This is a genomic window from Petrocella atlantisensis (genome assembly GCF_900538275.1).
GTDB lineage: Bacteria > Bacillota > Clostridia > Lachnospirales > Vallitaleaceae > Petrocella > Petrocella atlantisensis.
The window spans coordinates 3,023,508-3,041,873 of sequence record NZ_LR130778.1; the positions used below are offsets into that span (position 1 = coordinate 3,023,508).

Sequence of the window (18,366 nt, forward strand, 5' to 3'; positions counted from 1 at the left end):
ACCCCAACTCAAATAACAAAGTAACAACAAATAAAATGACCGAGGGAGAAGGAAAGTGTATGAATAAAAAATCAAAAGAAAAACTAGTATTCTGGTTGTTCCTAGTACCGGCCTTGTCAAGTTTCATCCTCGTAGTGGTCGTACCATTTGTCATGGGCGTCTATTACTCCATGACAGACTGGACAGCCGTCGCAGGACAAGAAGCCAACTGGGTAGGCATTAACAACTACAGGAGCATGTTTAGTGACTTGGAATTTAGGTACTCCTTCATAAGGACCTTCCTATTCACCTTGTTAAGCGTCATCTCCATCAACGTCGTGGCCTTAACATTCGCCTTTTTAGTCACAAGAGAAATCCGGTTCAAAAACTTCTTTAGAGCAGGCTTTTTCATCCCTAACCTAATAGGGGGATTGGTACTTGGTTACATCTGGCAGTTCATCTTCAAAAGCGTCGTACCCTCAGTTGGAACCCTACTTGGCATAGAAGCACTAGAAAAAGTACTCATCCTAGCAGAACCCAACTTAGCCCTCTTTGGACTCATCTTTGCCTTCACATGGCAATACGCCGGGTACATCATGATGATCTATGTAGCAGCCCTACTTAACGTACCCCAGGAGCTCATAGAAGCCAGCCAAATCGATGGTGCCAACTTCATCCAAAGACTTAGAAGCATCACCATACCTATGATAGCACAAGCCTTTACCATCACCTCCTTCTTAACCTTGGTCACCTCCTTTAAGCAATACGACATCATCGTCGCCTTAACCAATGGAGGTCCGGCCGCAATCTACCAAGGCACCACCGTTAACTCAACAGAAATGCTGGCGGTGCACATCTATAGTGTCGCCTTCAAATATAACAATATGGCAGAAGGACAAGCCAGAGCCATCATCTTCTTCATCGTCCTATCGGTGGTATCCATCGGCCAGGTCTACTACAATAAAAAGAAAGAGGTGGAAATGTAATGGGTGTCAAAAAAAATATGGTCAACACAATCTTAACCATCATCACCTTCGTACTCTTTGTCATCATCATGTTTCCCTTCTTCATTGTTGTCATCAACTCAGCCAAATCATCCTTAGAAATCATCACCGACCCTATATCCCTGCCACAACACTGGGGCCAACTCTTAGCCAACATCAGTGACATATGGAACAGACCCAGTATCAGATACTCTTCAAGTGTGTTCTCATCAGTCATCATCACCGTAGGATCGCTGACCACCATCACCATCTTCTCCGCCATGTCGGCATGGGTGTTGGTAAGAACCAAAAGCACAACCTCGACCATCATCTTCTTAGTCTTCTTAAGCGGGCTCATCATACCCTTCCAAGTGGTCATGTTTCCACTGGTCGCCTTCTTTAGAATGATCTATGAAGCCACAGGTATAAGAATGCTAAGAACCTATCACGGCATGATCATCGCTTACATTGGATTTGGAGCACCGCTTGCGGTCTTCATGTTCCACGGGTTCATCAAATCCATACCCTTAGAGCTTGAAGAAGCTGCCACCATAGACGGCTGTAGCCGTCCACAGATCTTCTTTAAGATCATCATGCCCATACTTAGGCCCATATTTGTAACGGTCATCATCCTAAACGCCATCTGGATATGGAACGACTTCTTGTTACCATCACTGATACTCGGCGTTGGACAAGACGTACAAACCATACCACTAGCCATAAGGGCCTTTGCAGGATCCTTTGTTAAGAAGTGGGACCTTATCATGACAGCGGTACTCATGGCAGCCGCACCAATCATCGTCGGCTTCCTCTTTGCCCAAAAGCATATCATCAAGGGCATGGTTGCAGGTTCTATCAAATAATATATTGAGATTGTATTTAAGCAAATCATTGTTCCGGCAGGAAAGACTTCCTCACTCGTTAATGCGACGTTTCAACGCATTAACATAGCATAGACATTTCTAGAGTTCAAAAAAGAAGTAGATTCGAAATACGAATCTACTTCTTTTATACCAAACTAAATCCCATTTTATTAAGTTCAGTTTCCCACTCAACAATACCTTGAATAACATTTTCCATATGTGTGTCTAGATTCACACCTATATCTTCTGCTCCTTGAAGGATTAAGTCGCGATTTACAGCTCTGGCAAAAGCTTTATCTTTGAATTTCTTCTTGATGGATTTTAGAGGAATACCATCAAAACTTTTATCCGGCCTTACATGGACATAAGCGAGAATAAAAGAAGATAGACTATCTACAGCGAATAGGGTTTTTGATATCAAGGTATCGCGAGTCTTCAAATCCAACTTACCGTGTTCTTCGATAGCTGTCAATGAAGTTTCAGGTAAATCAAGATCTGAAAGATATTTACGTGCATGCATAGGATGTTCTTCGGGATGCTTGTCAAAGTCAATATCGTGAAGGAGACCGGTAAGACCCCATAAATCCACATCCTCATCATATAGTAAAGCGTATGCACGCATGGAACCTTCAACAGCCATGCAGTGTTTAATCAGGCTTTCAGAGGTGACATGTTCTTTTAACAGTTCTAGAGCAGAATTTCTTGTAAGCATATAAGCCTCCTTTTATTGTAATTATTAGATACATTCGTAACTATATATTGTATCTAAGAGTATACTAAAAATAGGCTACTATGACAACGAAAAAAAGAATTTATCGATTCAACGCGTTAGTTTATCGGTGAAAAAAATAACAATACTTGACAAGGGTATGTAAATCCATTAGAATGATAAAAAATGCAATGAAAAGGAAGAGTACTATATAATCGGAAGCAAAGAGAGAGAACGATGCTGGGAAGTTCTCGTGAAGATTTGTAGGAATGTAGCCTTGGAGCAGTGAACTGAAATCAAAGGAGAGATCTAAAGAGAGTAGGCTTCATCGGTAGCCCACCGTTATGGGGGCGATAATATCGGATTATATCTCGTATTATTTGAGCGTGCGCAAGCAAAATTAGGTGGTACCGCGGAGCAACCCTTCGTCCTAAATGATAGGATGTATGGGTTTTTTTATATTATAATCCAAGGATAAGGTAGAGATTTACTTTAACCATTGATGTAACAGTTAGAAAAGAATAGATATGAGATTGGAAGGAGTAATCAATATGAAATTAAATGGTGCACAGATCGTAGTTGAATGTCTTAAGGAACAAGGGGTAGATTATTTGTTTGGCTATCCGGGTGCTGCAACAATCAACATATATGATGAACTGTATAAAAGCAGAGAGGATATCACCCATATTCTAACTTCTCACGAGCAAGGGGCTTCCCATGCAGCGGATGGTTATGCAAGATCAACTGGTAAGGTCGGTGTCTGCCTTGCAACATCAGGTCCCGGTGCCACCAATCTGGTAACGGGTATAGCAACTGCGTATATGGACTCAGTACCCATGGTTGCCATAACAGGAAATGTAAGTATTCCTATGCTTGGAAAAGATAGTTTTCAAGAAGTGGACATTCAAGGTATAACCTTTCCGATAACAAAACATAACTATATGGTAAAAGACGTTAACATTCTTGCTGATGTTATACGAGAAGCCTTCTATATAGCCAAATCCGGCCGTCCGGGACCTGTCCTTATAGATATACCAAAGGACATCACATCCATGACGGCGGAGTATACAAGAAAAGAGCCTAAAGTATATGATAAACCTCAAAATTTTCATATTCCTGAGAAGCTTGTCGAGATTATTAACAAAGCGAAACGTCCGATGATCATTGCAGGTGGTGGTGTTATTAGAGCTGGCGCCAGTGAAGCATTAATGACTTTTGTAGACAAGACCAAAAGTGCAGTCGCAAATACACTTATGGGTATTGGGGCAACCCCATATGATCACCCTTTGTATACGGGTAACATCGGCATGCATGGATCTTTAACTTCGAATAGACTCGTTAATGAATGTGACTTATTGATGGTTATTGGGGCTAGGTTCTCAGACCGAGTTGTGGGTAATGAGCACAAATTTGCTAAAGAAGCTACGATTGTACACTTTGATGTGGATCCGGCTGAGATTAATAAGAACGTCGTTGTACATGAACATGTGATTGGTGATATAGAAACGGTTCTTACGATGCTCAATGAAGTGATCATAGATAAAGATGCACCAGAGTGGGTAGAGCATGTTGCTTATATGAAAAAAGAGTTTGGTCATCAGGTCAACTATGACACAGTAAACGTACCCCATATGCTAAAGCGTATTGCTGCCCATTGTAAACCAACAGATATCGTCACCACCGATGTTGGACAACACCAGATGTGGACAGCGCAACATTATCCCTTTATGTTCCCTAATCGATTCCTCACATCAGGAGGATTGGGCACCATGGGTTATGGACTTGGAGCAGCCATGGGTGCTCAGTTTGCCAACAGAAAAGACCGTGTTGTTATGATTACCGGTGATGGTTCTTTCAAAATGAATTTTAATGAAATCATAACAGCGGTAAAACATAAGTTGCCAATTAAAATATTTATTATGAACAACAATGCTTTAGGTATGGTAAGACAATGGCAAAATCTATTTTATGAGGATCGTTTCTCCTCAACGGACCTTGGTGAAGATATTGAATATGTAGGATTTGCTAAATCACTGGGCGCAGAAGGTTTTGTTATCGACACAGTGGATCAGATTGATGACGTCATCGAAAAAGCCTTTAGCTCTAATAAAGTATCCGTTATTAATTGTAGAGTAGCAACAGAAAGCAATGTGTACCCCATGGTACCACCCGGATTTGCGATTCACGAAGCTATTGACCAACCGGACCAAATAGGAAAATAGAACACAGGGACTGTGAGTAACAGTCCCTGTGCTTTGTATCACTCTAAAAATAGAACAAGCATCTTGTCTTTACGAATTTTGTATTGACGTGTATACTATTATTCATAGTGTTTTTGAAAAAAGAGAAAGTCGGTGAAAATCATGCCTATTAAGATTAATAATGATTTACCAGCAAAGCAAGAATTGTTGGATGAAAACATATTTGTCATGGATGAACATCGGGCGCATACACAAGATATTCGTCCTCTTAAGATTGTAATCATGAATTTGATGCCTCTAAAAGACCAAACAGAGAGACATTTGTTAAGGTTACTGAGTAATTCGCCTTTACAGGTAGAAATAACCCTATTGGTACCTGAGACCCATCAGTCCAAAAATACTTCAACAGATCACTTAATTGCTTTTTATACAACATTTAATGAAATAAAAGAACATAAGTTTGACGGCATGATTATAACAGGTGCACCAATAGAACAAATGCCCTTTGAGGAAGTCACCTATTGGGAAGAATTGACGCATATTATGGAGTGGACGAAGACCAATGTCACATCAACTTTTCATATATGTTGGGGTGCCCAAGCGGGCTTGTACTATCATTATGGTATAGGCAAATATGACCTAGATGAAAAAATGTTCGGTATCTTCAAGCATAAGGTTGTCAAATCACATTCACCCTTACTTAGAGGCTTTAATGACGAGTTTTTAGTACCACATTCAAGACATACCAGCATTCACAAAGCACCAATCATAGCAAATGAATTTCTAGAACTCCTGGCTGAATCCGATGATGCCGGCGTCTATATTGTCAAATCCGTAGACAATAAGCAAATATTCGTAACCGGCCATTCAGAGTATGAAGCCGATACTTTGAATCAGGAATATGTTAGAGATAAGAATAAAAACCTGCCCATCAAGATGCCCATCAACTATTTTCCAGGTGACGATGACCATAACAAGCCAGTCAACACTTGGCGTAGTCATGCACATCTGTTATATGCCAATTGGTTGAATTACTACGTTTACCAGGTTACACCATTTGAACTTGAGTAAAGTGGGCAGAAACACTAGGTTTACAGAATCTCACATTGATCTGTAAAGAGGTGAGTACGTGAAAATAAAATTCAGTGATTTTATGAATAGAAAATTATCCAGACTCGAAAGAGCATCTTCTAAGTTATTTCTGAAGGTATCACGTTATAAAACGGATGGGGATGGAAAAATAGACTTGGAACACTTCAGAAATGAAGTGTTTCATAAACTTGTTGTACTTTTTATTACCATTGGTCTATTTCCCATATGTTATGGAGCATACTTGTTTTTTCAGGGAAATAATTTCATAGCTGGTATTCTGGAGCTATCGTCATATATTATTATTTTAATACTACTTTTAAGCAATCGAATTACTGTTTTAATGAAGAGATATATTTTTATTATATGCATATACTTATTGGGTTTAATGCTACTATTTGTCGTAGGACCAATGGGAGCAGGATTGCTTGTAATATATTCAACATTTGGACTAGCGTCGTGCATACTGAGCAAAAGACAAAATATATTTTTCATCTTTATTAGCCTATTCGTATTTATAGTCATTTCAGTATTGCTTCATTTTGGTCTTTTAGATCATCTGGCAATAGATCGATACAGAGAATCATGGTATATTGTGGCCATATCAGTTCAATCCATGGGTACCTTATTTGTTTTGATTATTAACAATCTTTTTAGTAATATTGAAAAACAAATAGAAGAGATTGAGAAAAGTGCAAAGTTAATTGAAGAAAGCGAACGTAGTAAATCTATTCTAATTTCAAATCTTCCAGGTATGGCATACAAAAGCAAATGCGACAAAGATTGGACAATGAAATTTGTTTCTGACGGTTGTTTTAAGTTGACTGGATATGCACCTGATAGCCTCATTAACAATAAAGACATATCCTTCAATCATTTGATTACGCCCAAATATCGTGAATTAGTCTGGAATGAGTGGAAACGTGTCCTTGCAGATCGGACATCCTTCAAGTATGAATATGAAATCATAGCAGCTAGTGGAGAGCAAAAATGGGTCCTAGAGTTGGGCGAAGGTGTTTATGACGAAAAAGGTCAAGTAGAAATGCTAGAAGGAATCATTCTTGACATATCAGATCGGAAAGAAATAGAGAATAAGCTTGTTTACACGAACGAGCATGATCGATGGACAGGTTTATATAATCGCGATTACTTGGAGTCCTATCTTGAAAAGGATGGCAAGCAAAATAAAAAGTCAAAGAGGGCACTCATAGTTGTCAACTTAACGCCCCTACAATCGTTAACCGTAAATTATGGATTTCATTATATACAGAGCTTGATGAGAAAAGTTGTTGAAACCTTGGAGGCGCATAAAACAGACGAGCGTTTACTATTTAAAACTTATGAAAATCAATTTACTTTCTATCTGAATAATTACAAGGATACGAATGAGCTATCCGATTTCAGCGCAATGATTGCTTATGATTTAAAAAAGTTGCTGATAACAGAAAGAGTCGGTGGTGGAATTGGCATTATAGAAATTAATCAAGATAACGAAGTGGAAGTGGATCTAATACTAAGAAGGCTTCTGATTGCATCTGAAAGATCAATTAGTGAATATAACGAAGAATTTATCCCTTGCTTTTATAACGAGGATTTGGAAAAATTAATTATACGTGAGGAGTACATTAGACAAGAACTCGTAAGAATCATAACAGACGAAGTCTGCGATGAATTATTCTTGCAGTATCAGCCTATTTTAGATTTGAAAACAAATTCCGTCTGTGGCTTTGAAGCGCTTGCAAGATTAAAGACAGAAAAATTGGGTCTGGTTTCCCCTTTAGAGTTTATTTCGATAGCCGAGAAAACTAAGCTCATCATCCCGCTTGGAAATATAATTATCATTAATGCTTTTAATTTTCTAAACAAATTAAGTGCGCTTGGATATGAAACCATTAGTATTTCTATCAACATATCTACCCCACAGTTATTACAACCTGATTTTACGAGCAACTTATTCGACCTGATTAGGGAAATGCATGTGAACCCACAAAATATCGGCATTGAAATTACAGAGTCGATTTTTGCATCTGACCATGACTACATCAATAAGATTATTAGTAAGCTTAGGGACGCAGGTCTTCATATAGCCATAGACGATTTCGGGACAGGTTATTCATCCCTTGCAAGAGAAAAGGAGTTAAATGTAAACTGCCTGAAAATGGATAAGTATTTCATTGATAAATTATTAGAGGATGACCTTGATAAGTCCATAACCGGTGATATTATTACTATGGCTCATAGACTGGGGCACTGTGCAATCGCCGAAGGTGTAGAAGAGGAAGTACAGAAACAGTATTTAATGGCACATGGGTGTGACAAAATACAAGGCTATCTGGTCAGTAGACCCCTTGATGAAGAAGTGGCAGTTGAGTTCCTAGCGAAACAAGAAAGACTTAATAATAGTGGCTGTTTTAGTGACAGACAATATTAATTTTTAATTTGATATGAATGCATAGGATGTGTGAACATAATGAAAATGACAGGTAAGATATTGGCTATAACATTACTATTGCTTTCGTTATCTTTTTCAGGTTGCGCTGAAGAAGATGTTATCGAAGGCCTTGAAGAGGTTCAAGTAGATAGGGTTATTGATGGTGATACCATTGTGGTCGAAGGGGATATAAGGGTTAGACTCATTGGCGTTGACACGCCTGAAACAGTCAAGGCGAATCATATAGTAGAGCTTTATGGCAAAGAAGCCAGTGCATACACGAAGGATATGCTTGAAGGTACGTATGTATATTTGGAAAAAGACGTTTCAGATGTGGACCAATACGGTAGAGCTTTACGCTATGTGTTCTTAGAAGACGGCACTCTATTTAATGAATTACTTATAAGTGAAGGGTATGGCAAGGTTGTTACCTATCCACCAGATGTAAAATATGCAGAGCGATTAATGGCAGCTCAAGTGCATGCAAGAGAAAACAATAAAGGTTTGTGGGGACTTATTATAGGTAATCCAAATTCAATGATTTATCATATGCCAGATGGGAAACACTATAATGAGGTCACAAGGCCTGTGTTTTTTGAGACAGAAGAAGCAGCTATTGCCAAGGGCTATAGAAAAAGTAAGGATTGACATCTTATACCCAAAAAGACTAAATACAACGAAAAGTATTTAGTCTTTTTTGTGTCATAAAAAATACCTTACCACCTTTTGGGGTCGATAAGGGTGATTATGATAAAATTGCTAATTTTTGCTAAGAGTGCTATGCTGAAAATGTAAAGGAATCATAATTGATTGAAATGAATTAGGAGGTGTTTATATGCCAGAAGTATCAAATATTATTGTATGGTTAATTTTAGGTGGTATATCCGGTTGGATTGCTAGTATGATAGTAGGAAAGAATAGAAGTATGGGTATCGTAAAGAATATTATCGTCGGCATCATCGGTGCTTTTATTGGTGGTTGGGTCGCAGGATTACTTAATCTAGGGCCAGCAACAGGACTAAATATCTGGAGTTTTATCGTTTCAATTACTGGAGCAGTAATATTACTTTGGATTATTAGTTTAGTAAGCAAGAATAATTAAAAACCTGAATCCAGTATTTATTTCATTTTTAAATATGTTACAAATCCCAAAAGAAGCTAAATGAGCAGCGAGTAGTAGACGTATAAAACATTAAATAGACGAATAAATCAATAAATATTCATGGAGTGGTCCCCCAGGCTACTCCATATTTTTGTTAGATTTTTTAAAATAGCAGAATGTTATTAATCGGAATTGTTATACTAAAGGCCAGTGTATGATAGGATTTATTGATAGATGACTAAAATTTTAGTAAGGTTAGTAAAAAACTTGATATCAATCCTAGAGAAGGTTAAACTAAACATAGTAATGACACTAAGAATATGATGAATTGAAAGCCATAAAAAATAATTACTAAAGTTAGGGTTTATATGAGTATAGATGGATAGAAAGGGTTAATAATGGAACTTGAAAATAGAAAACTCGTATTAAAACAAGATATTATTGAGAGTCTTAAATATGTTGAAATAATAAAAGGTGATACTGTCATGGTGCATGCTTCATTAAGCAGTATGGGTTTTGTATGTGGAGGACCTCAAATTGTGATAGAGGCATTATTAGAAGCAGTAGGACCTGAGGGTACAATTATGATGCCCTCACAGTCGTGGAAAAACCTTGATCCGGTAACGGGTGTTCACTGGGAAGAACCAAAAGCTTGGTGGCAAGCAATACGAGAAAATTGGCCAGCATATGATAAAAAAATCACACCAACAAATACGATGGGTGCTGTTGCGGAAATGTTTCGTCAATGGCCGGGCGCATTTAGAAGTGATCATCCTGCACGTTCAGTAGCAGCAGTAGGAAAAAATGCAGAGTACCTTACAAAAGATCATCATTTAAGCAATATCTTTGGTGAAGGTTCACCTGTTGATAAATTATACCATTTAGATGGAAAGGTATTGTTGATGGGTGTAGGTTATGATAAAAGTACATCTATTCATTTGGCAGATGCGAGAGCTGTATACCCTTCAAAGCATACCATAACAGAAAGCAGTGCGATTATGCTTGACGGAAAAAGAGAATGGGTTACGTATGAAACACTCTTTGTTGACGGTGAAGATTTTGAAGAGATAGGGATAGCCTTTGAAAAGAGTCATGCGTTTAAACAAACGTATCTTGGCAATACAATAATAAAGTCTATGAGCCAGAAGGATCTTGTTGATTTTGCCGTAGAGTGGATTGAAGCCAATAGAGAATAAGCAGTAATGTTGCGTGAGAGATGAGATGACTGTTAAGAAATGATTATATTAAATGAGAGGATTTGAAGCATATGGGTTTAAGAAAAGGGAAAGAAAACATACTTAAAACCTATGATCACGAAGGCATACTAAGCATAAATCATAATAGTGAAAAATCTCCCTTTCTTTCTGTTTATACTATCCGCTTTGGGCATGGGTCATTTGGCAGCATCATCTTACTATAGTTTTACAAAAAAATAGGAATACGAGCGCAATAGGATGCGTTCGAATCCTATATTTTTGTTTTAAACATCATATTAGAGTCTGATTGCAGTTTTTGAAAACTAGTGATATAATCCATAGTTGATAGGTTAATCCATTCATCCATTCATATAAGGGCTTGAAAAAAGTTGAGTGAGAAAAATCTATAACGATCAATGGATGGTTTAATTGTTAGTAAAAATACCAGTAAGGTGGGCGAAACAGTGATAAAAGTACTTATTGCCGATGATCAAGAACTCATTCGACACAGTTTAGAAATCATACTGAAGAATATATCAGATATCCAAGTTATAGATTCGGTTGGAGACGGAAAAAGTGTAATTCGTTCCATACGAAAAGAGAAGCCGGACGTGATTCTAATGGACATTCGTATGCCGGAGATGGATGGTGTACAATGTACAAAAATAATAAAAGAGAGTTATCCTAATATTAAGATTATTATTTTAACTTCCTTTGATGATGATGACTATATATTAAGTGCATTAAGAGATGGCGCATCCGGTTATTTGTTAAAAGGTATAACGATTGAGGAATTAGTTGATGCAATACATAAAGTGCATTCAGGCAGTGCTATGATCAATCCGAACATTGCACAAAAATTCATTGAACTGTATTCAGAAATGGCTAAGAACAATCAATTGGTACAAGTAGATAAAAAGGCAATCCATGATGTGACAGAATACGAATGGAATGTGATTAAACATGTTGCAAAAGGTCTATCCAATAAAGAGATTGCATCGAAATTAAAATTATCTGAAGGAACCGTACGTAATTATTTAAGCAATGCATTATATAAACTAAACTTACGTGATCGAACACAACTTGCTTTATGGGCAGTTCAAACAGGTAAGAGTGAAGGATGAAATTGTAAATCAAGGAATATACTTTTTTTGTTCTTCTCTAGCAAAGTCTAGCAAATAGGCCTCCAAATATTGGGGGCTTTTTTTTTTCTAGAAAATCCCACCCAATTAAGTGACAAATGTCATGTGACATTGACAAATGTCAGTTGAGCAATATGACACTTGGCAATGATATCTTTTAAGGATTTTGGTTAGAATGTATTTAAAGTGATGGCAATGCAACGGTAGAGATCAATAGGCAGGATAAGTTATATGTTGTTGGACAATAAGCACATGGGTGTTGTCGCAGGGCTTAAACAGTTGAATTTTGCGGGGAATCACAGTATACATAATAGTTGCTTGTAAAGTACAAGCGTAGAAGGAGTGTGATTATGGAACATCCTATAATTCTACAGATGCAAGGTATCACCAAAATTTTCCCGGGCGTTCGGGCCTTAGATGATGTAACACTTGAGGTACATAGAGGTACCATTCTCTCAATTTGTGGTGAGAATGGTGCAGGGAAATCAACCTTAATGAAGGTACTTTCCGGTGTTTATCCTCACGGTACTTATGAAGGAAAAATCATTTATATGGGAGAAGAAGTGACTTTTAAGGACATCAAAGAATCAGAACATGCCGGTATTGCAATTATTCACCAAGAATTGGCAATGGTTCCGGAGCTATCCGTTACTGAAAATATTTTTTTGGGCAACGAGATTATTAAACGTGGGTTGATTGATTGGGACGCAGAACGTGACCATACAGTGGAAGTGCTTAAGAAAGTAGGACTTTCAGTGGATCCGGACACCTTGATTAAGCATTTGGGCGTTGGTCAGCAACAACTGGTAGAAATTGCAAAAGCACTCTCCAAAAATGTAAAGTTGCTTATTCTCGACGAGCCGACCTCAGCGCTCAACGAAGCCGACTCAGCGAACTTACTTGATCTTATGCGTGGACTGAAGGACTTGGACATTACTTGTATCATGATATCTCATAAGCTTAATGAGATAGCAGCGATATCCGATGCAGTTACAGTCATACGTGACGGTCGTACTGTCGAAACCTACGCTGTCGAAGCTGGTCAAGTGGATGAAGACCGCATTATCCGTGCCATGGTAGGACGCTCCATTGAAAATCGTTTTCCGGCGCATGTATCAAATCCCGGTGAAGTGATTTTCGAGGTCTCCAATTGGCGTGTAGAAGACCCTAATAATCCAGGTAGATTGGTTTGTAAGGACTCCAATTTTAATGTCAGAGCAGGCGAGATTGTCGGATTTGCCGGTCTTATGGGTGCAGGAAGAACAGAACTGATGCGGTCTATATTTGGTCATAACTATGGTATCTTCCTTGGAGGTTCTATCAAAATCAAGGGCAAGGAGATTCAGGTTAACTCAGTAGACGCTGCAATCCGTCAAGGCATAGCATATGTACCTGAGGATCGGAAGAATTTGGGTCTTAATCTACTTAATAGCATCCGCATAACCACAGTATCAGCCAATCTAAAAGGGATTTTACGTGGCGGGCTTCTTGATTTGGAAAAGGAATATGATGTTGCCGAAGAGTACCGCCGTTCACTAAGAGTTAAGACTCAAAGTGTTGATCGAGGTGTAGCCACTTTATCAGGAGGAAACCAGCAAAAGGTTGTTCTAGGTAAATGGATGTTTACAGGGCCGGATGTTCTGATTCTTGATGAGCCAACTCGAGGGATTGACGTTGGTGCCAAATACGAAATATACCGCTTAATACATGAACTTGCAGATCACGGAAAAGCAGTCATAATAGTTTCATCCGAGTTGCCCGAGCTCATTGGCATAACGGACAGGATTTATACCATTTTTGAAGGTGAAATAACGGGCATGATAGATAGCAAAGAGGCCCAACAAGAAATTCTCATGAAAATGATGACAAGTAGTACTTCAGGGTCGGAATCTAAATAAAGAAATAGGGAGAAATTGTTATGATATACATTAAGAAAATACTAGGTGACAAATTGCAGGATTACACTATGGTGCTTGCCTTAGTAGCACTTGCTATCATCTTTAATATTATTTCCGGGGGGAAAATGATTACTTCCTCCAACTTTCAGAACTTAATATCCGGTAATGCCTATGTCATGGTGCTGGCGCTTGGAATGATGATGGTCATTGTAATCGGACAGATTGACTTATCCGTCGGTTCGGTAGCTGGATTCTCAGGTATGGTCATGGCTATTGCCGTACGCGATTTAGGATTAACATGGTGGGTTGGTGTGCTACTTAGCCTTGCAGTAGGGGCCTTAATAGGCGCATGGCAGGGCTTATGGGTGGCCAAACTTGGTATTCCCGGTTTTATTACAACATTGGGTGGCATGATGATCTTTCGTGGTGGGGTTATCTGGATATCAAAGTCGATATCGGTACCGGCACCAAGGGAACTTAAAGTATTCGGTGCTGGACATTTGCCCGAGTGGGGACCAACTTTTACAGGTATGAACAACTCGACGCTACTACTAGGTATCATTGCGATCGCCGCATTTGCTTTTACTCAACTACGTAAACACAATCGGTCCAAAAAAGCAAAGGAACTATGGCCGGTTTTGGTTCGAATTGCCTTAGTCAGTGTTGTTATTGGTTACTTAACATGGATTTTTGGTACAGGACGACCAGGCACTTCATTCCCAGTTCCGGGTGTAATTCTTGTGGTTTTGGTCATTATCTACCATACCATTACCCAGAGAACCACATTTGGTCGTCATATATACGCTGTCGGTGGGAATAAAAGCGCTGCAGCACTCTCTGGGGTTAAAGTTCAAAGAACATACTTCCTGACTATGCTCAATATGTCATTCCTTGCTGCATTGGCTGGCATCATGTTTGTTGGACGCTCTAATGCAGCCGGTCCATCAGATGGTGTTGGATGGGAGTTGGATGCTATTGCATCGGTATTTATTGGAGGTGCAGCTGTTTCAGGTGGTGTTGGAACCATTATTGCAACCATGGTCGGAGGCTTGGTAATGACAGTTCTCAACTCCGGTCTGATGCTCATGGGGGTTGGTGCTGACCGTACTCAAGTTATTAAGGGTCTTGTACTACTTGCGGCTGTTGGTATCGATGTATTCAACAAGAAGGAAGGACGCCAATCCATTATAGGAAGGCTATTTCCTAGCAAAAGTAAGTAACTTATGGAACGTAACTCTGCCAACAGTGGATTTATGAAGATTGTTGGCTGGGATTACATAATAAGTCGATGGACTTAAAACAGAAGGGTGGAATATGAAATGAAAAAATTACTATCGTTATTAATCATGGTATCTCTTATCACGGTAATGGTGGCAGGTTGCGGTAAAACATCGGAACGTGCTGAATCAGAAACTACTGAAGCAGAGACAACTGAAACAAGTGAAACCACTGAAACTCCTGAGGCACCAGCTGCTGAAGAAGCCGGCTTTGCTGCAGACGCAGTCATCGGCGTTGCACTACCTTGGCTTGGTACTCAGAACTGGGCAGAAGCAGATGAGATGTTCAAAAGCAAATTGGAGGCTGCAGGTTTTGAGGCAATCGTTCAACATGCGGATAACAAAGTTCCAACACAACAACAACAAATTGAGTCCATGGTTCAAAATGGCGCTAAAGTAATCGTTGTTGGTCCTGTTGATGGTTCTCAACTTGGTGGAGTTCTAGAAGAAGCTGCGGCTGCTGGTATCTTTATTATCGGATATGACCGTCTTATTGAAAATACAACAGCTATTGATGGTGTTGTACAGTTTGACAGCATCAAAACAGGCGTACTTCAAGGTGAAGCTTTACTCGCTGGACTTGCAGCACAAAAAGGCGAAGGTCCTTACAACATCGAGTTATTTGGTGGTGGCCCTGCAGACCCTAACGCTCCAAACTTTTTCAAAGGTGCTATGACAGTGCTTCAACCTAAGATTGACGATGGTACTTTAGTTGTAGTCTCAGGTCAAACAGACTTTACTCAGGCTGCTACTATGGACTGGGATAACTCAAAAGCTCAAGCGCGTATGGATTCACTTCTTTCAGGATTCTACTCAGATAAGGAAATTCACGGAGTCCTTTGTCCTAACGACGGAATAGCGCGTGCGGTTATTACTGCAGCTGGACAAGCAGGACAAGATACACCAGTAACTTCAGGACTTGATGCTGAAAACGAGACGGTTACTTGGATTTGGGAAGATAGACAATATTCAACGATTGCAAAACCAACAGATACATTGGTAAGCAAAACAATTGAAATCATCAAAGCACTACAAGCTGGTAATGGATTACCTGCACCTGATGAAACTACTGATAATGGTATGAAAGAAGTAGGCATCTATGCACTTCCACCACTTGTTGTAACTAAAGAAAACATTAAAGAAGCATTTGCAAATGATCCAGGTCGCTTGGAATTACTTAAATAGGAAGTCCCAAGAATCTACATAAATAAACGGATCACTGTCATGTCGATGGTGGAATCATTTAAACATTCTTTCAAAAGTGCCAATATCATTATTGGCACTTTTGTTAAATCAGTATTAGGTTAAATTTAAGGAGGCAAACAGTGCTAACTAATAAAAAAAGCAAAAATAGAGGTCAGTTGCTTTCGATTAAAGCAAAGTTAATTTTGTCACACATCTTGATTGCTGTATTGCCAATAACCATTATTGTCATTATTTTGACCAGTCAGGCTAGTTCTTCATTAATGGATAAAGTTAACAGTTCAAATACAGCCTATGTAAATAAGGTGACAAATATTTTCAATAATAAGCTACTCAGTATTGAAGATAATTCTAAAATGATTCTTGTGGACCTGGATATGAATAGAGTTCTTGGAAAGGGTCCAAGCGATTATGATAATGAATTCTATATGATGAATGACCGACAGCAAAACATATCAAAAAAGGTTGAATCTATGTTATTCACAAACGCTTTAATCGTAAATATATTCTTTATTAAAGAGGATGAAATAATTGGAAGTGTGACAGGGGATCAAAAGGATTTGTACAAAACGTTTGCTGATTCTGAAGAAAAGAAAATAATATCTGAAGCCGGTGATAACCCTGTATGGTTTCATGATCTGTATGGTACAAATGATTTGTTTCTGATGCGCAACATTAAAAAACTAAATTCAGATGAATCAATAGGCACTATGGTTATAGAAGTGAGGAAAGATTTATTGTTAAGTGACTTAAGAATTAGTGACTTTAACAATTTGGATGAATCGTCACTATTAGATCTTTCAGGACAAGTGATTATGGTCGCTAAAGATGATGGGGACATGAAAAATGCAGATTTCAATAATGAATTAATTCAAAAAATTAAAGCGGATCCGAACGAAACTATTGGCTCATACACAACGACTACCGGTATTGAAAATGAATCAATGATTCTGTTTAGTATGCTTAGTAATGGCTGGATATATGTACTAAAAATTCCAACCAGTGCTATATTGGGTGATATTACACGCCTTAAAGACGTGGCTCTGATTTTAACAATATTTTTTATGGTTATTGCAGTATTTATTGGAATTTTCATTGCAATTTCGATATCAAAACCCATAGATTACATACGTAAAAAAATGAAATTAGTTGAACAAGGAGACTTAACAGTTCAATCCAAATATACAGGTAAACATGAGATTGGCCAACTTTCTCAAAGCTTCAACCATATGATGGCTAATATGAGGAGCTTGATTGAAGAAGTAGGGACTGTTGTTGAGCAAGTATCAATAAACTCAAGTGAACTCAGTACTATTTCAGAAGTTTCCGCGTTATCGTCTAAAGAAGTGATGCAAGCCGTTGAATCGGTGGCGGATGGTGCTAGTGAACAAGCAAAAGATGCGGAAAATGCTGCACTTGTCGTTCGGGACTTGGTGAATCAATTTAATGCAACAGAAGAACACTTCACCTATGTTGTAAAAGCTACAAATAGTACAAAAGATGCTAGTGAAAATGCTGAAAGTACTTTAGATACGCTAAATCTGAGCACAAAAGATACAATGGAATTATCAAGGAAAATTGAGATTGATATGTCTAAGTTAGTGGGAAGGTTTGAGGAGATATCCGGTATCATTGGCATGATTGACGGTATTAGTGAGCAAACCAATTTACTTTCTTTAAATGCAGCTATTGAAGCGGCACGTGCTGGCGAATCCGGAAAAGGATTTGCTGTTGTTGCAGATGAAGTTAGAAAGTTAGCCGTTCAATCGAAAGAAGCTGCTAAAAGTATTTCGCATATTATCAGTGACATCAATGAAGCAATAACAATGACACAGAAGATGATTCAAGAAGGCAGTACAATTTATACAAAACAAGAAAAAGCGGTAACGAATACTGGTGTAATATTCAAAGAAATTATTACAAATATGGATACCATAATGCATGAGGTAAATCTTGTGTATGATTTATTAAATGGACTGGATCATGTTCAAATTAATGCTACAAACTCCATTACAAGTATAGCAGCCATAGCTGAAGAGTCTGCGGCTTCTATTGAACAAGTACTTGCAAATGGTCAAGAACAATTGGTAACTGTAGAGCAGCTTGTTAATGTGTCCTCTCAGCTCAACAATGTTATTACTATTTTAAGGCAACAAATGGAACAGTTTAATATTAAAAACAAATAAGGCATACACAATGTTCCAATATATGAAAATATAATTATTCTTCTATATCAGCACAGTTTTTAAAGGTATAAACCTTAGCTGATATGCTATAATGAGTTATCTGATTA

Annotated in this window: 14 protein-coding genes and 1 other annotated feature; of the genes, 13 read left to right on the forward strand and 1 reads right to left on the reverse strand. The window is 38.4% G+C overall.

What is annotated here, in order from left to right; all coding sequences use genetic code 11:
- Window positions 1-59: 59 nt before the first annotated feature.
- Window positions 60-965: a carbohydrate ABC transporter permease gene (locus PATL70BA_RS13940; protein WP_125137941.1), complete on the forward strand. Its 906-nt coding sequence runs from the start codon at window positions 60-62 to the stop codon at window positions 963-965.
- Entirely contained in the window at window positions 965-1,825 is an 861-nt protein-coding gene (locus tag PATL70BA_RS13945) for a carbohydrate ABC transporter permease (protein WP_125137942.1), read from the forward strand. Before PATL70BA_RS13940 ends, PATL70BA_RS13945 begins: the two co-directional genes overlap by 1 nt.
- 145 nt (window positions 1,826-1,970) lie before the next feature.
- Here the strand turns inward: PATL70BA_RS13945 and PATL70BA_RS13950 are convergent, their stop codons facing one another.
- Complete coding sequence (locus PATL70BA_RS13950) at window positions 1,971-2,537, reverse strand: HD domain-containing protein (RefSeq protein WP_125137943.1); 567 nt, start codon at window positions 2,535-2,537, stop codon at window positions 1,971-1,973.
- A 179-nt stretch (window positions 2,538-2,716) separates the two neighbouring features.
- Window positions 2,717-2,970 (forward strand) — a binding site (T-box leader).
- Window positions 2,971-3,085: 115 nt separating this feature from the next.
- Between PATL70BA_RS13950 and ilvB the strand changes: the two genes are divergently transcribed.
- The 11 genes from ilvB (at window position 3,086) to PATL70BA_RS14005 (ending at window position 18,259) form a co-directional block, all read left to right on the forward strand.
- Entirely contained in the window at window positions 3,086-4,756 is a 1,671-nt protein-coding gene (ilvB, locus tag PATL70BA_RS13955; RefSeq protein WP_125137944.1) for a biosynthetic-type acetolactate synthase large subunit, read from the forward strand.
- A gap of 141 nt (window positions 4,757-4,897) precedes the next feature.
- On the forward strand, window positions 4,898-5,806 hold the full coding sequence (gene metA / locus PATL70BA_RS13960; protein ID WP_125138494.1) for a homoserine O-acetyltransferase MetA: 909 nt from the start codon (window positions 4,898-4,900) through the stop codon (window positions 5,804-5,806).
- Between the two features lie 58 nt (window positions 5,807-5,864).
- Window positions 5,865-8,255: an EAL domain-containing protein gene (locus tag PATL70BA_RS13965; RefSeq protein WP_125137945.1), complete on the forward strand. Its 2,391-nt coding sequence runs from the start codon at window positions 5,865-5,867 to the stop codon at window positions 8,253-8,255.
- A 39-nt stretch (window positions 8,256-8,294) separates the two neighbouring features.
- Window positions 8,295-8,903 (forward strand): thermonuclease family protein, encoded by a 609-nt coding sequence (locus tag PATL70BA_RS13970; RefSeq protein WP_125137946.1) that lies wholly within the window; start codon window positions 8,295-8,297, stop codon window positions 8,901-8,903.
- Between the two features lie 187 nt (window positions 8,904-9,090).
- Window positions 9,091-9,357 (forward strand): GlsB/YeaQ/YmgE family stress response membrane protein, encoded by a 267-nt coding sequence (locus PATL70BA_RS13975; protein WP_125137947.1) that lies wholly within the window; start codon window positions 9,091-9,093, stop codon window positions 9,355-9,357.
- 398 nt (window positions 9,358-9,755) lie between these two features.
- Window positions 9,756-10,553, forward strand: coding sequence for an aminoglycoside N(3)-acetyltransferase (locus tag PATL70BA_RS13980; RefSeq protein ID WP_125137948.1), 798 nt, complete (start codon window positions 9,756-9,758; stop codon window positions 10,551-10,553).
- A gap of 464 nt (window positions 10,554-11,017) precedes the next feature.
- Window positions 11,018-11,677 carry a response regulator gene (locus PATL70BA_RS13985; protein ID WP_125137949.1) on the forward strand — a complete coding sequence of 220 codons (660 nt, stop codon included), beginning with the start codon at window positions 11,018-11,020 and terminating at the stop codon, window positions 11,675-11,677.
- A gap of 368 nt (window positions 11,678-12,045) precedes the next feature.
- Window positions 12,046-13,593 (forward strand): sugar ABC transporter ATP-binding protein, encoded by a 1,548-nt coding sequence (locus tag PATL70BA_RS13990; protein ID WP_125137950.1) that lies wholly within the window; start codon window positions 12,046-12,048, stop codon window positions 13,591-13,593.
- A 20-nt stretch (window positions 13,594-13,613) separates the two neighbouring features.
- Window positions 13,614-14,813, forward strand: coding sequence for a sugar ABC transporter permease (locus PATL70BA_RS13995; protein ID WP_125137951.1), 1,200 nt, complete (start codon window positions 13,614-13,616; stop codon window positions 14,811-14,813).
- A gap of 126 nt (window positions 14,814-14,939) precedes the next feature.
- Window positions 14,940-16,055 (forward strand): substrate-binding domain-containing protein, encoded by a 1,116-nt coding sequence (locus PATL70BA_RS14000; protein WP_243115924.1) that lies wholly within the window; start codon window positions 14,940-14,942, stop codon window positions 16,053-16,055.
- Between the two features lie 140 nt (window positions 16,056-16,195).
- Entirely contained in the window at window positions 16,196-18,259 is a 2,064-nt protein-coding gene (locus tag PATL70BA_RS14005; RefSeq protein WP_125137953.1) for a methyl-accepting chemotaxis protein, read from the forward strand.
- Window positions 18,260-18,366 lie beyond the last annotated feature (107 nt).

Coding starts and splice junctions, on each gene's coding strand:
- PATL70BA_RS13940 (WP_125137941.1), top strand. CDS start 60: ATGAATAAAAAATCAAAAGAAAAACTAGTATTCTGGTTGTTCCTAGTA.
- PATL70BA_RS13945 (WP_125137942.1), top strand. CDS start 965: ATGGGTGTCAAAAAAAATATGGTCAACACAATCTTAACCATCATCACC.
- PATL70BA_RS13950 (WP_125137943.1), bottom strand. CDS start 2,537: ATGCTTACAAGAAATTCTGCTCTAGAACTGTTAAAAGAACATGTCACC.
- ilvB (WP_125137944.1), top strand. CDS start 3,086: ATGAAATTAAATGGTGCACAGATCGTAGTTGAATGTCTTAAGGAACAA.
- metA (WP_125138494.1), top strand. CDS start 4,898: ATGCCTATTAAGATTAATAATGATTTACCAGCAAAGCAAGAATTGTTG.
- PATL70BA_RS13970 (WP_125137946.1), top strand. CDS start 8,295: ATGAAAATGACAGGTAAGATATTGGCTATAACATTACTATTGCTTTCG.
- PATL70BA_RS13975 (WP_125137947.1), top strand. CDS start 9,091: ATGCCAGAAGTATCAAATATTATTGTATGGTTAATTTTAGGTGGTATA.
- PATL70BA_RS13980 (WP_125137948.1), top strand. CDS start 9,756: ATGGAACTTGAAAATAGAAAACTCGTATTAAAACAAGATATTATTGAG.
- PATL70BA_RS13990 (WP_125137950.1), top strand. CDS start 12,046: ATGGAACATCCTATAATTCTACAGATGCAAGGTATCACCAAAATTTTC.
- PATL70BA_RS13995 (WP_125137951.1), top strand. CDS start 13,614: ATGATATACATTAAGAAAATACTAGGTGACAAATTGCAGGATTACACT.
- PATL70BA_RS14000 (WP_243115924.1), top strand. CDS start 14,940: ATGGTATCTCTTATCACGGTAATGGTGGCAGGTTGCGGTAAAACATCG.